Genomic DNA, 21,427 nt, shown 5'->3' with positions numbered 1-21,427 from the left:
TTTCTCTTGAACGAAATCAAAAAACATAAAATTAAAATACGAATGAATTCGACTTCGCTCAACGTGCCAAATGGTGATTTACGACTTTTAACTATCGACTTTCGACTGTATTAATTTATTATTTAAAAATCAATATTTGAAATCCTGTTTTGTTTCTTATTTTTGCGAAAATAAAACCCACCCATTTTGAAAGACACTGCCAAACATCAAGGACTTCGTAATCAATTAGTAACTACTTTAGAGCAAAAAGGAATTACTGATAGAACTGTTCTAGAAGCGATAAGAAAAATCCCGAGACACCTTTTTTTGAACTCAAGTTTTGAAGATTATGCTTATCAGGACAAAGCGTTTCCTATTGGAGCGGGGCAAACTATTTCTCAGCCTTACACAGTAGCTTTTCAGTCGCAATTGCTTGAAGTTAAGAAAGATCATAAAATTTTAGAAATTGGTACAGGTTCTGGTTATCAGACTGCTGTATTATTTATGCTTGGTGCGAAAGTTTATACAGTTGAGAGACAAAGTGAATTATTTAAAACAACTTCAAATCTTTTTCCAAAATTAAACATTCGTCCAAAGCATGTTACTTTTGGAGATGGATATAAAGGATTACCAAATTTTGCTCCGTTTGATAGTATTATAGTTACAGCGGGTGCACCTTTTATTCCGCAGCCTTTAATGGCGCAATTGAAAATAGGAGGAAGGCTTGTTATTCCGTTGGGAGAAGATGTTCAGATTATGACTTTATTAATCAGAAAGAATGAAACTCAATTTGAAAAACATGAATTTGGAGAGTTTCGATTTGTTCCTTTATTAGAAGATAAAAATTAATAGAAAAGCCCGTTTTATACGGGCTTTTTTATTGCGTTAGAATTGAAATGTATCTTTCTAAACTTTCTTTTTCTCTTTGTGCAATGAAAAGGAAAAAATCTTCTTTGTCTTTTTTAGTTTGGGCTATTTCTAAAGATTGATAATATTGCATTCGATTTTCATAATCGCCTTTAATATTAGCTATTGGATAGCCTTTTTGCATCAAAATTAAATTCATAATCAATCTTGAAACTCTGCCGTTTCCATCAATAAAAGGATGAATTGCTACTAAGCGTTCGTGCATTTCAGCAGCTAGAATGACAGGATGTAATTTGTTTTTGTTGATTTCGTACCAAATAAAATATTCTTCCATTTCCTGAGGAATCATTAAAGGCTGAGGAGGCATGTGTGAACTTCCTTGTATCATAACTTGAACTTTTCTGTAACGTCCTGCATCTTCTGGAATTATTCCTCGAAGTATCAAATTATGAATAGATAAAAGATCGCGTTCGTTTAACGAATTACTTTTACCCATTAATTCTTTTATAAAACCAATAGCTTCTTGATGATTAATAGCTTCAAGATGTTCACGCATACTTTTTCCCGAAATGGTCAAACCTTCATTAATAACCATATCCGTTTCGCGAAGCGTCATAGTATTTCCTTCAATTCTATTGCTTTCAAAAGTGTATTCTAATTCGAGCGCTTGTTTGATTTTAAAACTGTCATATTGACGATGAGAATCAAGTTTTGTTTTTAAAGAATCTATTTCTTTTAGAATCTTCTCTAATGAAGTTGATAACTTAAGATTGGAAACTGTTTTATTGTATTTTATTTCGTCTTCGGCAACTTTTAAAGCTTTCAAAGCAAATTCATCATCACCAATTTCATATAGAATCTTTTCTTTAAGCCAAGCTATCATCAAAGTTTCATAATCAATCTCCAAAAGTTGAGACAGTTTTATAACTTGATCTTTAGTTGGTTTTCTAGTTCCAGATTCAAATTTGCTAATCAAAGCTTGATCAATTCCTACAAGTTGAGCCAATTCACGAGTTTTTAAACCTTTTTGTTCTCTAGCGTTTTTTAAAAGCGATTTCATTATATGAATTTTTTAGTCTTGACAAATTTAGTCAATTTTCTAAACAAAAGAAAAGCAGTATTTTGAAATACTGCTTTTTGATATTTTTATTTTGGAGGAAGAGAACCGTCTTTTCTCATTTCTTTTACAACAGCCTGCATGATGGCATCTACAGTTTGTCCCAAATCAGTAACATAATCAGATTTTGTAGTTCCTGTCCAGATTAGTTTATTTTCTTTTAATGAAAAAATATTGGTTTCTACCATATAAGATGTTGATTCTTGGTAGTAACCAGGATCATAGAAGTTTGGTGAATACATTCCATACCAGTTTCCAAAGCCGTATCCGTACATTCCGGTATACATTCCGTCAAAACCTCCATAGTACATTCCAGTGTAAGTTCCAGGAACATAGGTTGTTTCTTTTTCTTTGCTTACAAGTCGCATGGTTACAACTCCATCGAAATTTTCATCTTGAAGAATTTTTAACTTCTGTTCCTTTGTGAGTTCTTTTGTTGTTTCGTTTAAGTATTGATAAGAAGTTTTAAAAATAGGATGGTTGGCGGCGATTCGGTTTTCTGCAACTCTTCTTGATGCTTCATCTTTTACCAGAACAACGACTAAAACCTTTTTGAAATTTTCTTGGGCAACCGTAATTTTTGGATCTCTCCAGCTGTTTACAATAGAAGTATTGCTGCCACAACCAGAAAACATAACTACAGCGAAAAATAAAAGTAAAGACTTTTTCATATTTTACAGTTAATTGGTTATAAGTAAAAATAACGATAAAATATTAATAAATAGGACTTTATGGAAATTAAAAAAGCTTTTAGTTAAAAGCTTTTTTAATACGATCCAAATCTCTCTTAGTATCTTGTTCTTTTAAAGACTCTCGTTTATCATAGTTTTTCTTTCCTCGACAAAGTCCAATTTGTAATTTGGCTAAACCTTTTTCATTTGTGAATAATTTTAAAGGAACAATAGTAAGTCCTTTTGCTTGCACATTTTTATGAAGGGTTTTTAATTCTTTTTTATTCAAAAGCAGTTTTCGTTCGCTTCTTGATTTATGATTGAATTGATTTCCAAACGAATATTCTTCGATATACGTATTGATTGCAAAGAGCTCCATGCCACTGAACTCGCAAAAGCTTTCAGTGATATTGGCTTTTCCTAAACGAATTGATTTGATTTCTGTACCAGCTAAAACAATTCCAGCAGTGTAGGTATCGATTATTTCGTAATCAAATCGGGCTCTTTTATTTAATATATTGACTGATTTTAACATGGATGCAAATGTAAGACAAAATTGAAAAACTTTATGCTCGCTAAGATAATTAAAGTTTTTTTTTAATCTATGATTTTAATCATTCCCGAGAGAAAAGCTTACGGCTAAGTTTGTTTCATAATTTCAAAAACAAATTTATAATGAAAAAAATTGTAACGCTAGTAAGTGTTGTATTATTGAGTTTCGCCGCTAAAGCTCAGGATTCAACTCAAGGTTTAAAAGGAACGTGGTTTGTAACTTCTCAGTTTGGTTATCAGCAGACTAAAACGGCAGATGCTAAAAGTACCAATATTTCTGTATTGCCAATTGTTGGAACATTTGTAACTCCATCTGTTGCTGTTGGAGCGGCTGTTGGTTATATAAATATAAAAGCAGATTCTGACGCAGGTACAGCAGCAAAAACAGATTTAATCGTGGCACAGCCTTTAGTTAGAAAATATTGGAATGTTGCAGGTTCTCTTTATTTCTTTGGACAATTAGCAGTGCCGATTATTTCAGGAAAAGAAAAAGAAAGCGAGTTAAAAGTGAATCAAATTGGGGTATCTATGTCAGGCGGATTTGATTATTTCGTAACTAAAAATTTCTCTGTGGAGTTTTCTTATGATTTGGCGAACTTTACATCAACAACACTTGATCCTAAAACGGGAGAAAAAACTACAGTAACTAATTTCGGATTAGCGCATGCAGCAAATGTGGATCCATTTTACAATACTGCTTTAGGCGGGAGTAATCCTAATTTAACTTCTCCAATTTCTGTAGGATTTAAATTCTTATTCTAATTTATTCTTTATTTGATTACTGTAAAATTCAATTTAGTAATTTTGCAAAAAGAAAAGACCGTACTTTTCATAGTACGGTCTTTTTGATATTATTTAATGAAATATTACAAAATGCAAAACCAATCTAAAGATCCTTTACACGGAATAACACTTCAAAAAATTGTCGAAACATTAGTCGACTATTATGGTTTTGATACTTTAGGAGAATTAATTCCTGTCAAGTGTTTTAATTCTAATCCAAGTGTAAAATCGAGTCTTACCTTTTTAAGAAAAACAGATTGGGCAAGAAAGAAAGTGGAAGAGTTGTATATAAAAACGCTTCCTAAAATTTCCTAACTTATAGTTTGTACGAAATCATTACACCTCCACGGTAAGGAAGCCATTCGCCGCTTTTGTTCCAGTTGACTGTTTTTTCGTATCTTCCTGGAGTTCCGTCATTATATTTACCATGATAGAATCCTTGGTGCCAGCCACCTCCGACAAAAATATCAAGTACAAACTTATCGTTTAATTTTAAGTTGTATCCTGCCGTAGCTCCAATTCTGTATCCAAAACCATCTTCGTACATGTTGGTGTCCCAGTAATTCCATTTTTGTAGTTTATATTGATCAGCTCCAATGTGGGCTCCAGCATAAAAACCATTATATTTTTCTTTAAAATGATAACGAATTTCGGGAGTAAAAGTGACAAGTTTCATCGGGTGATTTCCGTTAAACGATTCCCAAAAAGAAGCCATTACATCGGCACTAAATGTGGTTTTTTCGCCAATACTAGTTTCAATTCCAATATTAGGAACTAATAATAAAGCTGTTGCACCATTAAATTTTACAAAAGTCTGACTTTGAGCTTGAATTGTTAAGAAAAGAACAGTTAAGGCGAGTATTTTTTTCATGATTATTTTGTCGCGTGGAGAATAATTAATTTTCGGCACAAATATAACGTAAGTAAATCGTTACTATTGCTGAAAACTCTGCTTTTAACAAGATTATTTTTTGTCAGAATCAAATTAAGTGGTCTAACTGTTTAATAACGAGTAAACTACTTTGTCTAGAAAATTTCCTTCCCAAAATTCTGCTTCTCTTAAATGAGCTTCTTTAACAAATCCGCATTTTTGTAATACTTTTTCAGAAGCATAATTTTCTGGATCAATAACAGCTTCAATCGAATGTAGATTCAAATTTTTGAATCCAAAATTGATTAATACATTTACTGCTTCAGGTACAATTCCTTTTCCGTGAAAATCCGGAGATAGCATATAACCAATTTCGGCACGGTAATTTTCAGGTTGCATTTTGTAAAAACCTATGATTCCTAATAATTTTGTATCATCTTTAAGTCTGATTCCCCAATTTATACCAGTATTGTTTTCTATTTTTTCATCAATCATTTTGATATGTTCCAATGCATCTTCGTTATTTTTAACTAAAGGCCTTGGAATATACTTCATGGTTTCTGGATTAGAGCGAAGTTCAAAGACTTCTTTGAGATCTGCTTCAGTAACTCTGTCTAGAATCAAACGTTCTGTTTCTATTACAGGGAAAGGAGAAAAATGAAATTCTAGCATTTTTGATTATAATATTGAAATGGTAAATTTTGCAGTGAAATTTTTGTTTTCGTCCAAAATCAAAATTCCTTCTTTTTGATATAAATCTCCTGAATTTTCGTCGGTATCAGAATAACCCAACCAAGGTTCAATGCAAACAAAAGCAGCATTTTCTTTTGTCCATAGACCTAAGCTAGGGAAATCTTCGAAATCAACTTTTATGTAAGGTTTTGAATTTTCCAGAATAGTTAAAGATTTTGACTCTAATGTTTTAAAAATTAAGGCGTCATTTTTGAAAAGCTCATAATTAAAAGGAACGATTTTATCTTTTGCTTCCAGAATTTTAGTTTTTGATGAAATCAGATCATTTTCAAGAAGATAATATTTTAAATTTTCTTCTTTCTCAAATTCGAAGGCATAATCTTCAAAGTTTTTTGGTAGTGCAATTGCAGGATGCGCACCAATTGAAAACGGCATTTTTTCTTTACTTTTATTAATGACGTTATATTCTAAAGACAAAGAATCTTCATTAAGCGTGTAAATAAGCTGTAGCTCGAATTCAAAAGGATATTTTTTTAAAGTCTCTTCAGATGATTTAAGAGAAAAGATGGCTTTGTTTTCAGTTTTATCGATTAATTCAAATTCCATATCACGGGCAAAGCCATGTCTCGGTAATTGATATTCTTTACCATTAATGGTGTAAATGTTATTTTTTAAGGTTCCAACAATTGGAAAAAGAACAGGAGAATGTTTTCCCCAGAAATCAGGATTACCTTCCCAGATATATTCTTTGTTTTGATTGTCTTTTATTGAAATTAACTCCGCTCCAGCATGTTTAATGGAAGCGCTTAGCTTTGAATTTGAAATAGTTGTAGTCAAAATATCTAGTGTAAAATGATTGTTTTTTTAAGTGAGGTAAAGATATTTTATAAAATTTAGTTTTTTAATAAAATGAGCTAAATTATTTAATTGATAAAATTTTGCTAAAATTAAATTTATGTTTTGAAATTTCTCTGTAAATAGCTTTTTTTTTCATTAATTTGCTACATAAACAGCTAAAAAATATGAAAAAGCAATGTGCAAAAGCCTTTTTAACCGCGGCTTTATTTTTTGGGATTTCATCGTTATGGGCGCAGCAAACTCCAGCAGCGACAGCGGCAAATCCTGTAAACAATTACAATTATCATGATGCCTTTGGTCCACATTTTTACACCAAAAATGGAACATCAACCCGTACAGCGAGCGGTCAGCCGGGAGCTGAGTACTGGCAGAACAGAGCCGATTACCAAATCACAGCAAAATTAAACGGGACAACAAACGAGATTGTTGGTACAGACGAAATTACATATACAAATAATAGTCCGGATAAATTAGGATTTCTTTGGCTGAATTTAGATCAAAACTTATTTAAAGAAGATTCAAGAGGAAATGCGGTTGTACCTTTAACAGGAAGCCGTAACGGAGCGCAAGGACAAGTTTTTGATGGCGGAAACAAAATTAAATCTGTAAAAGTAATTTCAGGAGGAAAGGGCAAAGCAGAAGTTGAAGCAAAATATGTTGTTACAGATACCAGAATGCAGATTTTTCTTCCACAGGAGTTGGCAGCAAAAGGTGGTTCTGTAAAAATTAAAATCGAATTCTCTTTTATCGCACCATTTGAAGGGTCTGACAGAATGGGAGTTTTAGAAACTAAAAACGGAAAAATCTTCACTATTGCACAATGGTATCCACGTATGTGTGTTTATGATGATGTAAGAGGATGGAACACAGCTCCATATTTAGGTGCTTCTGAGTTTTACTTGGAATATGGTGATTTTGATGTGAAGTTAACTGTTCCTGGAAATCATTACGTAGTAGCTTCTGGAGAATTGGTAAACGGTCAGGAAGTATTTTCAGCAGAACAATTAAAAAGATATAAAGAAGCTTCTAACAGTGATAAAACAGTTATGATTCGTACAGCTTCTGAGGTTGAATCAACTGCAAATAACAATGCTGGAACTGAAAAAACATGGCACTACAAAATCAAAAATGCACGTGATTTCTCTTGGGCTTCATCTTCGGCTTTTATCTTAGATGGTGCTAAAATTAACCTTCCAAGTGGTAAAAAATCATTGGCATTATCAGCATATCCAGTTGAAAGTGACGGTCGTGATGGTTATGGACGTTCTACAGAATATGTGAAAGCTTCAATCGAACATTATTCAAAACAATGGTTTGAATACCCTTATCCGGCAGCTACAAATGTAGCAGGAAATGAAGGAGGAATGGAATATCCAGGAATTGTTTTCTGTGGATGGAAATCTAAGGGGCAAGATCTTTGGGGAGTTACAGATCATGAATTTGGTCATATTTGGTTTCCTATGATTGTGGGATCTAACGAAAGACTATTTGGATGGATGGATGAAGGTTTTAATACTTTTATTAATTCATTAAGTACAGCGGCATTCAATAATGGTGAATATAAAGAACCTGCATCTGATTTGCATCAAGAAGCTGAATCATTTACTCGTCCTGATTTGGAAACCATTATGAGTTCGCCAGACAATATGAAAGAAGGTAATATTGGGATGTTATGTTACTTTAAACCAAGTGCTGGACTGATCATTTTAAGAGAGCAGATTTTAGGGAAAGAACGTTTTGATACTGCTTTCAGAACTTATATTGAACGTTGGGCTTACAAACATCCTCAGCCAGATGATTTCTTTAGATCAATGGAAAATATTGCAGGTGAAGATTTAAGTTGGTTCTGGAGAAGCTGGTACGTAAACAACTGGAGATTTGATCAAGGTATTAATTCAGTAATGTACGTTAAAAATGATCCGTCAAAAGGAGCGGTAATTACGGTTGAAAATTTCGATAAAATGCCAATGCCGATTGTTTTAGATGTTAAAACGAAAAGCGGAAAAGTTACAAGAGTTAATCTTCCTGTAGAAATCTGGCAACGTAATAACAGTTGGTCTTTCAAGCATAATTCAACAGAAGAAATTGCAAGTATAACTTTGGATCCTGATCATGTTTTTCCAGATAATAACGAATCAAATAATGTTTGGACAGCTGGAAAAGGTAAGTTAGAAAAAGACATTATTTTAGATGCATATGTAGGTAATTATGCTACTAAAACTTCGCCTTTGACAATTGAATTGACAGAGAAAAATAGTGTTTTAAGTGCGGAACTTCCAAACTATCCAAAATTCTCTTTATCTCCTGTTGCAGGTGAAAAAGATACATTTGAATCGTCTAGAGCTGGATTGAAATTTAAATTCAATGAAGCTAAAACAGGTTTTGATATGATTCTTATGGGAAATAATCAGGTAATACCTTTTACTAAGAAGTAAAAAAGCTGAATTATAAAACATTTAAAACCCGATAATTAGAAATAATTATCGGGTTTTGTATTTTGCGGTATTAACAAAACGCAAAAAAAATGTTAGAATTTTTAATTTTTGTTTTGTAAATAAAAAAAAGATGTACTTTTGCACCGATGAATAAAATAAGTTTACATATAACTTCTTTGTCACGGACAAACTCACCGATTACTTCTCCCGAAGTACGGACACTAGCTCTATAGTGTTCACTGAGTTTTATAGCCGTATATTTATTCATATCCATTTTTCATTTTGAAATCACATAATTTGTCCATTGGACAAACATATCCTAAAAGTATTTATTATTTTGTAAATTTTCTTGATCAAGGTTTTGATTTTGAGAAAGTTACTTCTTTTATGCTTAAATTTATTGGATTCAATTCTGGATTTCAAACGAGTCAATATGCTTTAATTTTTAACTCTAACTTCAATTATTGAAATGAAGATCTCTATTGTTGTTACCCAGGAAGAACACTTCAAATTCGCACAGGAAATCTGCGATACGATAGAATCATCTGCCTTGTTGAGAGGTACGGGGATTGCTAAAAGAACTCCTGAGTACATTCAGAAAAAAATGTCGAATGGTGATGCGATGATTGCTCTGGCCGATGGAAAATTTGCAGGTTTTTGTTATATCGAAAGCTGGGAACACGGAAAATTCGTGGCACATTCTGGTTTAATTGTACACCCAGACTACAGAAGTTTAGGTTTGGCAAAAAAGATCAAATCAAAAGTTTTTGATTATTCTTTGAAGAGATATCCTGATGCTAAAATATTCGGAATTACAACTGGTTTGGCGGTTATGAAAATTAACTCTGAACTTGGCTATAAACCTGTTCCTTTCTCAGAATTAACAACCGATCCGAGTTTTTGGGCAGGCTGTAAAACATGTACTAATTTCCCGATTTTACAAAGCAAAGAAAACAAAATGTGTCTTTGTACAGGAATGTTGTACGATCCGAAAGAAAAACAAAAAAATCCGCCGAGACATCCTTTTAACGAGGCTGTTCTAAGCAGATTGAAAAAAATCAAACAGGCTTTATTCTTAAACAAAATAGTGTCATTTATTTTTTTATTCAAAATTTAATTAAAAAGAAATCTCAAACTGCTACATACGAAAGTATTAGCCTAAATTATAAAAAATGAAAAAAGTAGTATTAGCTTATAGCGGAGGATTAGATACCTCGTATTGTTTGAAATATTTAAAAAATGAAAAAGGATACGAAGTTCACACTGTTCTTGTTGACACAGGAGGATTCGACGCAGAAGAATTATCAGCAATAGAAAAAAGAGCTTACGAGTTAGGAAGTGCACAACACGCAAACTTGACAATCGTAGACAAATATTATGATAAAGCTATAAAATATTTGATTTTTGGAAACGTATTAAAAAATAATACATATCCATTATCAGTAAGTGCAGAGCGTGTTTTCCAAGCTATTGAAGCAATTAAATATGCTAAAAAAGTGGGAGCAAGCGCAATCGCACACGGAAGTACAGGTGCAGGAAATGACCAAATTCGTTTCGATTTGATTTTCCAAACTATTGCTCCGGAAATCGAAATCATTACACCAATTAGAGACTTAAAATTGTCGAGACAAGAAGAAGTAGAATACCTTCAAAAAAATGGTGTAAGCTATTCTTGGGAAAAAGCACAATATTCTATCAATAAAGGACTTTGGGGAACAAGTGTTGGAGGAAAAGAAACTTTGACATCTGCAAAACCATTGCCAAGTGAAGCTTATCCTTCACAATTGCAAAAAGATGGTGAAGAAAAGGTAACACTTCATTTTGAGCAGGGAGAATTAGTTGGTTTAAACGGAAAAACAGATAAACCTTCAAACAATATCGTAGCGCTTGAAAAATTGGCAAATGCTTATGCAATTGGTAGAGATATTCACGTTGGAGATACGATTATCGGAATAAAAGGTAGAGTTGGTTTTGAAGCTGCTGCTCCGTTAATTATCATCAAAGCGCATCATTTATTAGAGAAACATACTCTAGGAAAATGGCAACAATATTGGAAAGAACAGCTAGGAAACTGGTACGGAATGTTGTTTCACGAAGGTCAGTTTTTAGATCCTGTAATGAGAAACATCGAAACGTTCTTGCAAGACACTCAAAAAACAGTAAATGGAACTGTGACTGTTTCGTTAAAACCATATCATTTCTCACTTGACGGAATCGAATCTGAAAATGATTTGATGAACACTGGTTTCGGTCAGTATGGTGAAATGAACAATGCTTGGACATCTGAAGATGCAAAAGGATTTATTAAGATTTTAGGAAATGCTCAAAATATTTTCTCATCTGTAAACAAATTAGACCATGATTAATGTCGGAATTATTGGTGGTTCTGGCTACACAGCCGGAGAACTCATCAGAATTTTAATGTATCATCCAAAAGTAAACATCGATTTTGTTTACAGTACAACAAACGCCGGAAAACCACTTTCTGTAGCGCACCACGATTTGATGGGCGATATCGAAATGAATTTCACAGCCGAAATCAATCCAAATGTGAATGTTGTTTTCTTGTGCTTAGGCCACGGAAAATCGATTTCATTTTTGAAAGAAAATCAGTTTGCAAGTCATACTAAAATCATTGATTTAGGAAATGATTTCAGATTGAATAAAGATGCTCATTTCGAAGGAAAAGATTTCGTTTACGGATTGCCTGAAATTAATAAAGCAGAAATCAAAAAAGCAAATTATATCGCCAATCCAGGTTGTTTTGCAACTGCTATTCAGTTGGCCTTGTTGCCTTTAGCAGAACATAATTTGTTGAATAACGATGTTCATATTAATGCAACAACAGGAAGCACAGGAGCGGGAGTAAGTCTTTCAGAAACTTCTCATTTCAGTTGGAGAAACAATAATTTTTCGCATTACAAAGCTTTCGAGCACCAGCATTTAGGTGAAATTTCAGAAAGTTTGGTTCAGTTGCAAGATGATTTTGACAGCGAATTGCTTTTTATTCCGAACAGAGGAGATTTTCCAAGGGGAATTTTTGCAACGCTTTATACATTATGTGATGACAGTTTGGAGCAATTAGTTGAAAAATACCAAGAGTTCTATAAAAATGAACCTTTTGTAACGGTTACAACAACCAACATCAACATGAAACAAGTGGTTCAAACGAACAAATGTATCATTAGTTTATTGAAAAAAGGAAACCGGGTTCTCATAACATCAATTATAGATAACTTAACCAAAGGTGCTTCAGGACAAGCAATTCAAAACATGAATTTAATGTTCGGATTAGAAGAAACCACAGGTTTGCATTTGAAGCCAAGCGGATTTTAATTTTTTAGTTTCAAGTTTAAAGTTTCAGGTTACACGTTAATCTGAAATATGAAAAAGAAACATAACTAGTTTCAAGTTTAAAGTTTCACGTTGCAAGTTAACTTGAAACCTGAAACCTGAAACAAAATAAACAAAACAAAATGAACTTATTCAACGTTTACCCATTATACGACATTACTCCAGTAAAAGCAATTGATTGTACCATTATCGATGACAAAGGAGTAGAATATTTAGATTTATACAGCGGACATGGTGTGATTTCTATTGGACACACACAGCCGGATTATGTAGCAAAACTTAAAAATCAAATCGATCATTTAGGTTTTTATTCAAATGCAATTCAAAATCCTTTGCAGGTTGAATTGGCACAGAAATTAGGAAAACTTTCAGGATTAGAAGATTATGAATTGTTTTTATGCAGTTCTGGTGCTGAAGCAAATGAAAATGCTTTAAAATTAGCTTCTTTCCACAACGGAAAATCAAGAGTTGTGGCATTTCATAATTCTTTCCACGGAAGAACTTCTGCAGCAGTTGCGGTTACAGATAACAAAAAGATTGTTGCGCCATTAAATGCGCAGCAAGAAGTAACATTTTTACCTTTAAACCAAATCGAATTGGTTGAAGCGGAATTAGCAAAAGGAGATGTTACAGCTGTAATTATTGAAGGAATTCAAGGAGTTGGAGGTTTAGACCAAGGAACAACGGAGTTTTTTCAAGCTTTAGAAAAAGCATGTAAAAAACACGATGTGGTTTTAATCTTAGACGAAGTACAGTCAGGATACGGAAGAAGTGGGAAATTTTTCGCTTTCCAACACCACGGAATCAATGCTGATATTATTTCAGTTGCAAAAGGAATGGGGAACGGTTTTCCAGTTGGAGCAATTTTGATTTCTCCAAAATTCGAAGCAAGTTTCGGGTTATTAGGAACTACTTTCGGTGGAAGCCACTTGTCTTGCGCAGCAGGAATTGCAGTTTTAGACGTAATTGAAAAACTTGATTTACAAAAGAATGTAAATGAGGTTTATGAATATTTCTTAGAGAAAATCAAAGAAGTTGAAGGAATCAAACAAGTAAAAGGAAAAGGCTTAATGCTTGGAGTAGAGTTTGATTTTGATGTAGCAGCTTTAAGAAAGAAATTGATTATCGAAAAACACATTTTTACAGGAAGCGCAAACAATAAAAATCTATTAAGAATTTTACCGCCTTTAACTGTGAAAAAAGCTGATATTGATACGTTTGTAAAAGCTTTAAAAGAAAGTTTAGAAGAGCTTAAGAGTTAGTTTTCTAAAGTATATATGTTCATTTAATTTCAGAATATAAATATATGGATAACGCAAAGTTTCAAATCATTCTTCAAGAATATTTCGATTCTATTAATGATAGAGATTATGAAAAGTATTTAAATTTTCTATTAGATAAATTTAGAGATGCAATCACGAAGGATGATTTGAGCTTTGTTTTTGGATTAAATCACGAATTTAAGACTGAATTTACTCAATTCGATTTAGACTCTTTGTCAGATCCAACGTCAGAAGGAGATTTTATTATATTCAAAATGGATTATAGTTTTTCTCTGAAAGATGAAAATGAGAAAGTTTTCAATACAGATACAGTTGTCTGGTTATTTTATGATCAGGAAGATGAAACCTTAGCTTTTTTGCCTTATCTGCCAGAAAAAAAAGAATTAATTTTTAGTTTTCTTCCTGTAAAGATAGTTAATGAAGTTTTGAGAAGTGAAGAAAAATCATATTCGGTTGATTTAATTCCATATCCAGAGTTTGAAGATGTGTTTACAGAAGAAACAGATCTTAAAGCAAAATTTGTTTTTTTACCATTAGTTACAATAAAAATTAGTAATCATGAACAATTCAAAGACAAAACATTTCATTTGATTTCGCTTTGGGATACAGGAGATTACGAAAGAGAATATTTTGGTGACTATAGAATTGATGTAAATGAAATTGTATTTGATTTAGTTGGTGATAAATTAGGTTATAAAGACAAAATTGATTTTCCAAAAATTGAATTTTTAGAAGAAGCCTATACTATTATTAGCGAAGATTTTGAGATACAAAAAGAATATTATCTAAGTAATTTAAATTACAAAGAGAATAAGTCTAAAATTGAGAGGGGAGGAAATTTAATTTTAGATAGAATTCCAGAATTTGGAAAGTTCGAAGCTGAATATTATTTTGAAAGAATTACCTCTGTTCTTCTTTCTAAATACAGGTTTAAAAATTATGGAGTGATAAATTCCTGTTTTGATGATAATTCTTTCTTTAGATATAAATTTAAAGGAGACTATTCTGACGAGGAACTTGAAAAAATTGATTTTAATAAAACGGGTAAAGTTAATTTTATTGATAATCTGTTACTAATGCCGGATTTTATTCAAAACAATGAATTTCCGTCAGATACTATTTTCATTGGACAAGTGGATGAGGGAGATTTTATTTCTTCTAGTTCTACAAATACTTTTCTCTTTTATGATGCTATAAACGAGAAACAAATACAAATTTTTCAATGGGATTAAAAATTTAAATTTTTTTAACCAACCAATTATAAACTATGAAACCATTATCAATTGAAATACGCAATGCGGTTTTGCGAACCATGGCAAAGCTGGTCGAACAAGAGCGGAATCAGATCATTTTGACCAATCAGGAAGATCTTAGTGATTACGACGGTTCAGATTTAGCGATGGAAGAACGCCTGAAAGTAGATGATAAAAAAGTAGATGAAATGATTTTATCGCTTAATCAGTTAGCTTCGCAGGAAGACCCCATCGGCATTGAGCTTTTTCATTTTACTCATGATAATGGAATTAAAGTGGTGAACAAAACCGCAGCTTTCGGAACCATTTTAATTATTTACGAATCTCGCCCAGATGTGACAATCGAAGCGGGCGGAATTGCTTTTAAATCTGGAAATAAGATTTTATTAAAAGGTGGAAAAGAATCTCTAAAATCAAACTTAAAGATTGTAAGTCTTTGGCATAAAGCTTTAGAAGAAAATGGCGTTTCAAAAGACTGGGTTGAATATCTGAATTATAACAGAACTGAAACTCAGGCATTTTTAGAAAAACCAACTCAAAAAGTAGATTTAATTGTTCCGAGAGGAGGAGAAAAATTAATTGAGTTTGTAAAAGCGCATGCGACTTGCCCAGTAATTGTAAGCGGACGCGGAAATAATTTTGTTTACGTTCATCAAGATGCTGACACAGATTTGGCTTTAAAAGTAATTTTAAATGCTAAAACTGCTAAAATTTCGGCTTGCAATGCATTAGATAAAGTTTTGATCAGTTCGAAACTTCCCAATTTTGAAGGTTTTACAGCGATGTTAATTGAAGCTTTAATCGAATCAAAAGTGGAAGTTATTGTCGATAAATCTTTAGAGAATTTCGAGAATACCAAAACCATTCAAAACGAAGATATTTGGTACGAAGAGTTTTTAGATTATAAAATTGTAATCGGAACCATCGACTCTGAAAATCACGCGATTGATATGATTAATAAATACTGCGGAGGGCATTCTGCAGCAATTATTACAAGAGATAATGAAGTTGCACAACAATTTATGGAATCGATAGATGCAGCGGCGGTTTATCAAAATGCATCAACAAGATTCACAGACGGCGGGCAATTCGGCCTTGGAGGAGAATTAGCCATAAGTACTGATAAGTTGCATCAAAGAGGACCAATTGGTTTACAGCACTTGGTAACCAATAAATGGTATGTGTACGGAGAAGGGCAAATTAGATAATGTGTCAATTAGATAATTAGATAATTGAAATCTTCGATTAAATTTAAAAAGAAACTTTGTGCCTTAGCGCCTTCGCGGCAGATACGAAAATGAAAAAACGGATTTTATTAAAAATAGGAAGTAATACTTTAACCAAAGAAACGAATCATATTTCGCGGGGAAAGATTGAAGATCTTGGAGTGCAGATTGCAGCTTTAAACGACGAATACGAATTTATCATCGTAAGTTCTGGCGCAATTGCAGCAGCAAAACAATTTGTAAAGCTGGATAATCAAGATAAAGATGTTTTTGTAAAACAGGCTTTGGCTTCAATCGGACAGCCTCATTTAATGCGGATTTACAATGAAAATTTCAAAGATTTAGGATTAAATACTTCGCAGTGTTTACTTTCTTATTCTGATTTTGAAAAAGAGCAAACGAAAAAGAACATTGTAAATACGATTAATGTATTAGTTAAAAACAATTACATTCCGATTATCAATGAAAATGATACCGTGGCGACAGATGAGATTCGGTTTGGAGATAACGACAAATTAGCGGCTTTAACTGCAGTTTTATTAAATGTGGACATTCTGATTATTGCAACCAATACAAACGGAATTTATACAAAAGAGACCTTTCAAAATGAAGTTCCGGAAACAATAAAACTGGTAAATGATTTAAAATCGCTTGAAAAAGAAATCGGAGATTCAAAATCATCACACGGAACAGGAGGAATGCAGTCCAAAATTGAAGCAGCAGGAATTGCAAAAGCAGCCAAAATAGAAACCTGGATCGTCAACGGATTAAATGATAATTTTATTCTGCGGGCATTGAAAGACGAAATTTCGTTTACTAAAATAATTTAATGAGTCAATTAGATAATTAGAAAATGTCACAATTATCTAATTATCAAATCATCAAATTTTCTAATTAATAAAAAAGACATGAACTATATCTCAATAAAAGAAATCAACTCATTATCAAAATGGGTAAACCAAGCGATCAAAATCAAAAAGAATCCGCTTAAAAATCAAAGTTTAGGAAAAAACAAAACTTTAGGAATGTTATTCTTCAACCCAAGTTTAAGAACGCGTTTGAGTACTCAAAAAGCGGCTATGAATTTAGGAATGAACGTTATGGTGATGAATTTTACTAGCGAAGGATGGACTCTTGAATTTGAAGACGGAGCAGTAATGAATTCTGGTGCTTCAGAACACATTAAAGAAGCCGCAGAAGTAGTTTCTCAATATTGCGATATTATTGCAATTCGTGCTTTTGCAGGTCTGGTAGATAAAGAAAAAGATTATGCTGAGACGGTAATTTCTGGATTCCAGAAATATGCTACAGTGCCAATCGTAAACATGGAAAGTGCTATACGTCACCCATTGCAGTCATTAGCAGATGCAATTACGATGGAAGAATTCAAACCTAGACACAAAAATAGACAAAAAGTGGTGCTTTCATGGGCTCCGCACCCAAAAGCTTTGCCACAAGCAGTTGCAAATTCATTTGTAGAAATGATGCAAATGCAAAAAGATATGGATTTTGTAATCACGCATCCAGAAGGGTATGAACTAAGCCCAGAAATTACAAAAGACTGCGTAATTGAATACGATCAAGATAAAGCTTTCGAAAACGCTGATTTCGTTTACGTTAAAAATTGGAGTAATTTCAAAGATTACGGAAAAGTAACCAACAGCGATCCAAATTGGACCGTTACTGCCGAAAAAATGGCTTTAACCAACAATGGAAAATTTATGCACTGTCTACCGGTTCGTCGTAATGTAATCGTAACTGATGAAGTTTTAGACGGAGAAAATTCAATCGTAATCGAACAAGCTAATAATAGAACGTATTCAGCGCAATTAGTTTTACAAAAGATTCTTAAAAAAATATAATCTTTGAGGTTCAAAGGTTCAAAGTTACAAAGGTTCAGAGGTTTCTTCCGAACTTAAACTTTGTCCCTTTGTTCCTCTGAACCTTTGAACCTCATGAATAAAGTTACTGTAATAAAAATAGGTGGAAACATCATTGATAATCCAATAGAATTAGAACAATTTTTAACTGATTTTTCTAAAATTGAAGGACATAAAGTTTTAGTTCACGGCGGCGGAAAATCGGCTACTAAAATGGCGCAAAGTATTGGTTTGGTTCCACAAATGATTGACGGACGCCGAATCACAGATGCTCCAATGCTAGATGTTGTAGTAATGATTTATGCAGGTCAAATCAATAAACATATTGTGGCACAATTGCAGGCAAAAGACAATAATGCAGTAGGTTTTTCTGGAGCTGATGGAAATTTAATTCAGTCAACCAAAAGAAATCACCCAACGATTGATTACGGATTTGTAGGCGATGTAAAACAAGTCAATACCAAATTATTAGCCACTTTATTAGAAGCTGGAATTGTACCTGTTTTCTGTGCCATCACGCACGACAAAAACGGACAATTGTTAAACACAAACGCTGATACTATTGCAAGTGAATTGTCAATTGCATTATCTGAAGTTTTTGATGTTACATTAACTTATTGTTTTGAAAAACAAGGTGTTTTAATGGATTCAGAAGACGATTCTTCTGTAATTACAAAAATCAACGAAGCGTTATATAATAAACTAAAAGAAGAAAAAGTAATTCACTCTGGAATGATTCCGAAACTGGATAACTGCTTCAATAGTTTATCAAGAGGTGTGCAGAAAATCAAAATTGGGCATCACAAAATGCTTCAAAATGGAAATGTTCCGCATACAACCATTACATTATAAAAAATGTTGCCACAAATTGACGCTAATTCCCTCAGTTAAAAGAGAAAATAATTTTAGCCACACGTTAAAAAAATCATTTTGATTTTAAATTAGTAACAAAAAAATAATTTGCGAAAATTCGTGTAATTCGTGGCAAAAAAACACAACCGCGCAGTACTTTTAAGATTAAATTTAAGAAATTTGCGCAAACTTTAAATGTCACAGATTGATCAAAAAAAACTTTGTGACTTCCTGCCTTCGTGGCAAAGAAAATATACTATGAAAAATATAGATACGCTTACCCAGGAAGCAATTAGTTTATTAAAAAGCCTTATTGAAACCCCTTCATTTTCAAGCGAAGAAGATCAAACAGCTCTTTTAATAGAAAATTGGTTCAATCAGAATGAAATTCCATTCAAGAGAGAAAATAACAATGTGTGGGCTTTCAATAAATATTTCGACGAAAAGAAACCAACACTTTTATTAAACTCACATCACGATACCGTTAGACCGAATCAGGCTTACACCAACGATCCGTTCAAAGCGATTGAAAAAGACGGTAAATTATTTGGTTTAGGAAGTAATGATGCCGGAGGATGTTTAGTTTCGTTATTAGCAACATTCGTTCATTTTTACGAGAACCAAAATTTATCTCATAATATTGTTATTGTTGCTTCGGCAGAAGAAGAAAGCAGCGGTAAAAATGGTTTAAATAGCGTTTTGAAACACTTACCAGAATTAGATTGCGCAATTGTAGGTGAACCAACTTTAATGCAATTAGCAGTTGCAGAAAAAGGACTTTTAGTTTTAGATGTAAAGGTAAAAGGAACTGCAAGTCATGCGGCACATCAAAACGATGATAACGCTTTATACAAATCAATTCCGGTAATGGAATGGTTTAAAAACTATAAATTCGACAAAATCTCTGATGTTTTAGGTCCTGTAAAAATGACTGTAACGCAGATTAATGCTGGAAAACAACACAATGTAGTTCCGTCAGAATGTGATTTGGTTGTCGATATTCGTGTAACAGATTGCTACACAAATGCCGAAATTTTGGAAGTAGTAAAAGCGAATGTAAATGCCGAAGTTACGCCAAGATCAATGCATTTAAATGCTTCGTCTATTCCAGTTGCACACGGTTTGGTACAAGCAGGAATTGCTTTAGGAAGAACAACGTATGGTTCGCCAACACTTTCAGATCAATCGGTTTTAAGCTGTCAATCTTTAAAATTAGGACCAGGAGAAACGTTACGCTCACATTCAGCAGACGAATTTATTTTTGTAAACGAAATTGTAGAAGGAGTCGATTTGTATATCAAAATACTAACCGGTTTCTTTAAATTATAAGAAAAAAAACCGCCACGAATTCACGAATTATTTTTTACTATCTAAACGAAATATTAATTCGAATTCATTCGAAAAAAATAATCGCAAAGATTTGAAAAAATAATTCGTGAATTCGTGGCGAAAAAAAACACAACCTATGAAACTTTGGGAAAAAGGAATACCAACAGATAAACAAATCGAACAATTCACAGTTGGAAACGATCGTGAACTGGATTTGGTTTTAGCAAAATATGATGCTTTAGGTTCAATTGCACATGCCAAAATGTTAGGTCAGATTGGTTTGTTGACAGAGGAAGAAACAACTTCTTTGGTAGATGCATTAAACGAAATCATTGCGGATATCGTAGTAGGAAATTTCGAAATCGAAGACAGTTTTGAAGATGTTCATTCTAAAATTGAATATTTACTAACAGTAAAATTGGGTGATGCAGGAAAGAAAATCCATACGGCGCGTTCTCGTAATGATCAGGTTTTAGTAGATGTTCATTTGTATTTAAAAGACGAATTAAAAGCAATAAAAGAGCAGGTAAAAACACTTTTTGATTTGTTGATGGAATCAGCAGAAAAACATCAAAATGTATTATTGCCAGGATATACGCATTTGCAAATCGCGATGCCATCTTCATTCGGAATGTGGTTTTCGGCTTATGCAGAAAGTCTAATTGACGATATTACAATGCTGAACGCTGCTTCAAAAATTGTAGACCAAAATCCGTTAGGATCTGCTGCAGGTTACGGAAGCTCATTTCCAATCAACAGAACTTTTACCACTCAAGAATTGGGTTTTGAAACTTTAAAATACAATGCCGTTGCAGCACAAATGAGCCGCGGAAAAGCAGAAAAAACTGTTGCTTTTGCTATGACAAGCGTTGCAGGAACATTATCAAAATTCGCGATGGACGTTTGTTTGTATATGAGTCAGAATTTCGATTTTATTGGACTTCCAGCTCATCTTACAACAGGTTCAAGCATTATGCCTCACAAGAAAAATCCAGATGTTTTCGAATTAATCAGAGGAAAATGCAACAAGATTCAGGCACTTCCTTACGAAATCACTTTAATTACCAATAATCTTCCAAGCGGTTATCATAGAGATTTACAGCTTTTAAAAGAAGGGTTATTTCCAGCAATTCAAAACTTGAAAGCTTGTTTGGATATTGCGATTTTCTCAATTAAAGACATCACAGTAAAAGATCATATTTTAGAAGATAAAAAATACGATTATTTATTTACAGTAGATACTTTAAACGAAATGGTGGTTGCAGGAATGCCATTTAGAGATGCTTACAAAGCTGTTGCGGAACAATTGGAAGCAGGAACATACAAATCTCCAAAAGAAACCAAACACACGCACGAAGGTAGTATCAATAATTTATGCTTAGATGCGATTAAAGATAAAATGAAAGCTGCTTTTTAAAATTTAA

22 protein-coding genes are annotated in these 21,427 nt (G+C 33.0%); 15 read left to right on the top strand and 7 right to left on the bottom strand.

The annotated features are described in order from the left end of the window. Positions 1-186: 186 nt before the first annotated feature. Positions 187-828 (top strand): protein-L-isoaspartate(D-aspartate) O-methyltransferase, encoded by a 642-nt coding sequence (locus NQQ59_RS04055; protein WP_144213866.1) that lies wholly within the window; start codon positions 187-189, stop codon positions 826-828. A 28-nt stretch (positions 829-856) separates the two neighbouring features. On the opposite strand, the gene NQQ59_RS04050 is transcribed toward NQQ59_RS04055, so the two are convergent. The 3 genes from NQQ59_RS04050 to smpB all read right to left on the bottom strand — a co-directional run bounded on the left by NQQ59_RS04050 (position 857) and on the right by smpB (position 3,169). After that, the gene (locus NQQ59_RS04050) at positions 857-1,906 is read right to left on the bottom strand and encodes a Fic family protein (protein ID WP_144213864.1); all 1,050 of its coding nucleotides are present in this window, start codon (positions 1,904-1,906) and stop codon (positions 857-859) included. Positions 1,907-1,992: 86 nt separating this feature from the next. Beyond that, positions 1,993-2,634 carry a DUF4136 domain-containing protein gene (locus tag NQQ59_RS04045; RefSeq protein WP_144213862.1) on the bottom strand — a complete coding sequence of 214 codons (642 nt, stop codon included), beginning with the start codon at positions 2,632-2,634 and terminating at the stop codon, positions 1,993-1,995. Between the two features lie 79 nt (positions 2,635-2,713). Beyond that, entirely contained in the window at positions 2,714-3,169 is a 456-nt protein-coding gene (smpB, locus tag NQQ59_RS04040; RefSeq protein ID WP_091496954.1) for an SsrA-binding protein SmpB, read from the bottom strand. Positions 3,170-3,309: 140 nt separating this feature from the next. On the opposite strand from smpB, the gene NQQ59_RS04035 reads away from it, so the two are divergent. Then, positions 3,310-3,948: a porin family protein gene (locus NQQ59_RS04035; RefSeq protein ID WP_144213860.1), complete on the top strand. Its 639-nt coding sequence runs from the start codon at positions 3,310-3,312 to the stop codon at positions 3,946-3,948. A gap of 111 nt (positions 3,949-4,059) precedes the next feature. Continuing rightward, positions 4,060-4,284 (top strand): VF530 family protein, encoded by a 225-nt coding sequence (locus NQQ59_RS04030; protein WP_144219742.1) that lies wholly within the window; start codon positions 4,060-4,062, stop codon positions 4,282-4,284. 1 nt (position 4,285) lies between these two features. On the opposite strand, the gene NQQ59_RS04025 is transcribed toward NQQ59_RS04030, so the two are convergent. The 3 genes from NQQ59_RS04025 to NQQ59_RS04015 form a co-directional block, all read right to left on the bottom strand. Continuing rightward, entirely contained in the window at positions 4,286-4,840 is a 555-nt protein-coding gene (locus tag NQQ59_RS04025) for a DUF3575 domain-containing protein (protein ID WP_144221478.1), read from the bottom strand. Positions 4,841-4,963: 123 nt separating this feature from the next. Next, the gene (locus tag NQQ59_RS04020) at positions 4,964-5,512 is read right to left on the bottom strand and encodes a GNAT family N-acetyltransferase (RefSeq protein ID WP_144213858.1); all 549 of its coding nucleotides are present in this window, start codon (positions 5,510-5,512) and stop codon (positions 4,964-4,966) included. 6 nt (positions 5,513-5,518) lie between these two features. Then, entirely contained in the window at positions 5,519-6,370 is an 852-nt protein-coding gene (locus tag NQQ59_RS04015) for an aldose 1-epimerase family protein (RefSeq protein ID WP_144213856.1), read from the bottom strand. Between the two features lie 185 nt (positions 6,371-6,555). On the opposite strand from NQQ59_RS04015, the gene NQQ59_RS04010 reads away from it, so the two are divergent. Beyond that, positions 6,556-8,826, top strand: a complete 2,271-nt coding sequence (locus NQQ59_RS04010) for a M1 family metallopeptidase (RefSeq protein WP_144213854.1) — start codon at positions 6,556-6,558, stop codon at positions 8,824-8,826. A 70-nt stretch (positions 8,827-8,896) separates the two neighbouring features. Here the strand turns inward: NQQ59_RS04010 and NQQ59_RS04005 are convergent, their stop codons facing one another. Next, the gene (locus tag NQQ59_RS04005) at positions 8,897-9,094 is read right to left on the bottom strand and encodes a hypothetical protein (protein WP_144213852.1); all 198 of its coding nucleotides are present in this window, start codon (positions 9,092-9,094) and stop codon (positions 8,897-8,899) included. Positions 9,095-9,295: 201 nt separating this feature from the next. Between NQQ59_RS04005 and NQQ59_RS04000 the strand changes: the two genes are divergently transcribed. From NQQ59_RS04000 to argH, 11 genes are all read left to right on the top strand, one after another. Continuing rightward, positions 9,296-9,943, top strand: coding sequence for a GNAT family N-acetyltransferase (locus tag NQQ59_RS04000; RefSeq protein ID WP_144213850.1), 648 nt, complete (start codon positions 9,296-9,298; stop codon positions 9,941-9,943). A 55-nt stretch (positions 9,944-9,998) separates the two neighbouring features. Continuing rightward, on the top strand, positions 9,999-11,192 hold the full coding sequence (locus NQQ59_RS03995; RefSeq protein WP_144213848.1) for an argininosuccinate synthase: 1,194 nt from the start codon (positions 9,999-10,001) through the stop codon (positions 11,190-11,192). Then, positions 11,185-12,162: an N-acetyl-gamma-glutamyl-phosphate reductase gene (gene argC / locus NQQ59_RS03990; protein WP_144213846.1), complete on the top strand. Its 978-nt coding sequence runs from the start codon at positions 11,185-11,187 to the stop codon at positions 12,160-12,162. The genes NQQ59_RS03995 and argC overlap by 8 nt, the downstream gene beginning before the upstream one ends. Positions 12,163-12,302: 140 nt before the next feature. After that, positions 12,303-13,442, top strand: a complete 1,140-nt coding sequence (locus tag NQQ59_RS03985; RefSeq protein ID WP_144213844.1) for an aspartate aminotransferase family protein — start codon at positions 12,303-12,305, stop codon at positions 13,440-13,442. A gap of 44 nt (positions 13,443-13,486) precedes the next feature. Beyond that, complete coding sequence (locus NQQ59_RS03980; protein ID WP_144213842.1) at positions 13,487-14,695, top strand: hypothetical protein; 1,209 nt, start codon at positions 13,487-13,489, stop codon at positions 14,693-14,695. Between the two features lie 35 nt (positions 14,696-14,730). Continuing rightward, positions 14,731-15,924: a glutamate-5-semialdehyde dehydrogenase gene (locus tag NQQ59_RS03975; protein WP_144213840.1), complete on the top strand. Its 1,194-nt coding sequence runs from the start codon at positions 14,731-14,733 to the stop codon at positions 15,922-15,924. 89 nt (positions 15,925-16,013) lie between these two features. Next, the gene (gene proB / locus NQQ59_RS03970; RefSeq protein WP_144213838.1) at positions 16,014-16,772 is read left to right on the top strand and encodes a glutamate 5-kinase; all 759 of its coding nucleotides are present in this window, start codon (positions 16,014-16,016) and stop codon (positions 16,770-16,772) included. 78 nt (positions 16,773-16,850) lie between these two features. Continuing rightward, complete coding sequence (locus tag NQQ59_RS03965; protein WP_144213836.1) at positions 16,851-17,804, top strand: N-acetylornithine carbamoyltransferase; 954 nt, start codon at positions 16,851-16,853, stop codon at positions 17,802-17,804. Between the two features lie 93 nt (positions 17,805-17,897). Further along, complete coding sequence (gene argB / locus NQQ59_RS03960; protein ID WP_144213834.1) at positions 17,898-18,674, top strand: acetylglutamate kinase; 777 nt, start codon at positions 17,898-17,900, stop codon at positions 18,672-18,674. 258 nt (positions 18,675-18,932) lie between these two features. Continuing rightward, complete coding sequence (locus tag NQQ59_RS03955; RefSeq protein WP_144213832.1) at positions 18,933-20,003, top strand: M20 family metallo-hydrolase; 1,071 nt, start codon at positions 18,933-18,935, stop codon at positions 20,001-20,003. A 136-nt stretch (positions 20,004-20,139) separates the two neighbouring features. Next, positions 20,140-21,420 carry an argininosuccinate lyase gene (argH, locus tag NQQ59_RS03950; RefSeq protein WP_144213830.1) on the top strand — a complete coding sequence of 427 codons (1,281 nt, stop codon included), beginning with the start codon at positions 20,140-20,142 and terminating at the stop codon, positions 21,418-21,420. Positions 21,421-21,427: the final 7 nt, after the last annotated feature.

Source organism: Flavobacterium panacis, assembly GCF_024649945.1.
Classification (GTDB): domain Bacteria; phylum Bacteroidota; class Bacteroidia; order Flavobacteriales; family Flavobacteriaceae; genus Flavobacterium; species Flavobacterium panacis.
The sequence above is the reverse complement of the archived record's forward strand: the minus strand, read 5'-3'. Positions and strand labels throughout refer to the sequence as shown.

Bases quoted from the DNA above. Each gene is read 5' to 3' on its own strand.
- NQQ59_RS04050 (WP_144213864.1), bottom strand. From the start codon at position 1,906: ATGAAATCGCTTTTAAAAAACGCTAGAGAACAAAAAGGTTTAAAAACT.
- NQQ59_RS04045 (WP_144213862.1), bottom strand. From the start codon at position 2,634: ATGAAAAAGTCTTTACTTTTATTTTTCGCTGTAGTTATGTTTTCTGGT.
- smpB (WP_091496954.1), bottom strand. From the start codon at position 3,169: ATGTTAAAATCAGTCAATATATTAAATAAAAGAGCCCGATTTGATTAC.
- NQQ59_RS04035 (WP_144213860.1), top strand. From the start codon at position 3,310: ATGAAAAAAATTGTAACGCTAGTAAGTGTTGTATTATTGAGTTTCGCC.
- NQQ59_RS04030 (WP_144219742.1), top strand. From the start codon at position 4,060: ATGCAAAACCAATCTAAAGATCCTTTACACGGAATAACACTTCAAAAA.
- NQQ59_RS04025 (WP_144221478.1), bottom strand. From the start codon at position 4,840: ATGAAAAAAATACTCGCCTTAACTGTTCTTTTCTTAACAATTCAAGCT.
- NQQ59_RS04020 (WP_144213858.1), bottom strand. From the start codon at position 5,512: ATGCTAGAATTTCATTTTTCTCCTTTCCCTGTAATAGAAACAGAACGT.
- NQQ59_RS04010 (WP_144213854.1), top strand. From the start codon at position 6,556: ATGAAAAAGCAATGTGCAAAAGCCTTTTTAACCGCGGCTTTATTTTTT.
- NQQ59_RS04005 (WP_144213852.1), bottom strand. From the start codon at position 9,094: ATGAATAAATATACGGCTATAAAACTCAGTGAACACTATAGAGCTAGT.
- NQQ59_RS04000 (WP_144213850.1), top strand. From the start codon at position 9,296: ATGAAGATCTCTATTGTTGTTACCCAGGAAGAACACTTCAAATTCGCA.
- NQQ59_RS03995 (WP_144213848.1), top strand. From the start codon at position 9,999: ATGAAAAAAGTAGTATTAGCTTATAGCGGAGGATTAGATACCTCGTAT.
- argC (WP_144213846.1), top strand. From the start codon at position 11,185: ATGATTAATGTCGGAATTATTGGTGGTTCTGGCTACACAGCCGGAGAA.
- NQQ59_RS03985 (WP_144213844.1), top strand. From the start codon at position 12,303: ATGAACTTATTCAACGTTTACCCATTATACGACATTACTCCAGTAAAA.
- NQQ59_RS03980 (WP_144213842.1), top strand. From the start codon at position 13,487: ATGGATAACGCAAAGTTTCAAATCATTCTTCAAGAATATTTCGATTCT.
- NQQ59_RS03975 (WP_144213840.1), top strand. From the start codon at position 14,731: ATGAAACCATTATCAATTGAAATACGCAATGCGGTTTTGCGAACCATG.
- proB (WP_144213838.1), top strand. From the start codon at position 16,014: ATGAAAAAACGGATTTTATTAAAAATAGGAAGTAATACTTTAACCAAA.
- NQQ59_RS03965 (WP_144213836.1), top strand. From the start codon at position 16,851: ATGAACTATATCTCAATAAAAGAAATCAACTCATTATCAAAATGGGTA.
- argB (WP_144213834.1), top strand. From the start codon at position 17,898: ATGAATAAAGTTACTGTAATAAAAATAGGTGGAAACATCATTGATAAT.
- NQQ59_RS03955 (WP_144213832.1), top strand. From the start codon at position 18,933: ATGAAAAATATAGATACGCTTACCCAGGAAGCAATTAGTTTATTAAAA.
- argH (WP_144213830.1), top strand. From the start codon at position 20,140: ATGAAACTTTGGGAAAAAGGAATACCAACAGATAAACAAATCGAACAA.